Origin of the sequence: Gordonia sp. NPDC057258 (assembly GCF_042668985.1) — a bacterium.
GTDB lineage: Bacteria > Actinomycetota > Actinomycetes > Mycobacteriales > Mycobacteriaceae > Gordonia > Gordonia hongkongensis.
This window is the reverse complement of record NZ_JBHUXZ010000087.1, coordinates 1-1,357: the sequence shown is the minus strand read 5'-3', so window position 1 is coordinate 1,357 and position 1,357 is coordinate 1. Positions and strand designations below refer to the sequence as shown.

2 protein-coding genes are annotated in these 1,357 nt (G+C 45.0%); both read right to left on the bottom strand.

Features of this window, described 5'->3' with window-relative positions:
• A partial coding sequence (locus ACFUEJ_RS24205) for a hypothetical protein (RefSeq protein ID WP_388032378.1) occupies window positions 1-458 on the bottom strand: 458 nt, incomplete at its 3' end.
• Between the two features lie 22 nt (window positions 459-480).
• Window positions 481-1,357: hypothetical protein (locus tag ACFUEJ_RS24200; protein WP_388032376.1), on the bottom strand; the 877-nt coding region annotated here is incomplete at its 5' end.

Here is a 1,357-nt window from a genome sequence, read left to right as displayed (position 1 = left end):
AGCTTTACGATTGCCCGGCCATTATCGAGGCCAAATTTTTTTAATTTCTCAAAACCTTGCATCACCTTTTTTGCGCGATCTCTGCCAAGACCTCCAAGATTTGAGCTTCGCTCAACGACTTTCCCATCGATTTCACATTTCGCATTAAATAGCTCGTTATATCTCTCATCCGGCGTCGGCGCATCACTCGCACATAAAAGATGCTTTATTTCAGCAACCACACCAGAACTCTCCTTATCAAGTCTGGTCTCATACAAACCAATGCCAGAAATTTTCTCGTTTGACACTGTATCGCCTACCGCGACACGCAGCCACCCATCTTCCGAAACAGAGATTTCATTGTTGCCGTAATCACCACCTCCATTTGTAGTAATTCCAAAACTCATCACACTCACCTCCAATTCATTAGCAGCAACTTTCCCCACATAAACACCGAACATTACCGGAAGCAGAGACATCCATATACCAACACTCATAGATTTACACCACATAGCCGATTCTCCATACCTTACCTGTCACATCAGAAAAATGACGCCTTGCATATTCGAGATAATATGGTTCACTGAATGCAGTAATCGAATTTGATTGATGCGCCTGCACAGCACCGAAACCCATAAGGTTCTTCTTTGAATCTCCCTGCCAAACCATCTTTCCGATCATTGCATCCAATTTTCCAAAGTCTATCTCCCTATCCTTGATGTACGAGATATGAACGAAACCACCCCGATCGTAATACTCGTCAGGGAAGTTAAAGTAATGACCATGTTCATGAGCCTCATAGTTGTTTTCCGGGACATCTACCATTTTCCCGCTCTCGGTCGTGTACCTCAAATGCTCCCCCCAAGCCGACGTGTCTGCACGACTGACGTACGGGAATAAATGAAGCAGAACATGCTCATTAAAATCGACAATAGGCTTGTTTTTTATTGAAATCCGAATATCAGTCTTGAATATCACTTTAACGCGACATCCACACGCCCCGCCTTTCGCGCATCCATCCAGTATCAACTTATGATCACCCCGATTGAATACTGCTTCTATTTTCCGCATAACGTGCTCGAGGCTATATCCTTCCCCCACTCTTTCTCGGTAGTCCATCTTTTGACCGTTCAGAACGTCGCCAATCTCCATTGAGCGATGAAGATCGTAGCTGTAGGGGATTGATTTTACTTTGGCAGCTTTATCGAAATTCCCGGACGAATCGACGGGATATATGTCTACCGGGACCAATCTCACGCGAACTGTACATACAAGTGTCTTTTCGCTCTCTATGTACTTCAATTCGAATTTTGAAGATCGCACCCCGCCAGCCGTATATTGCTTACCACTCGCGTCCGTCCATGGTGCGCGATTTTGC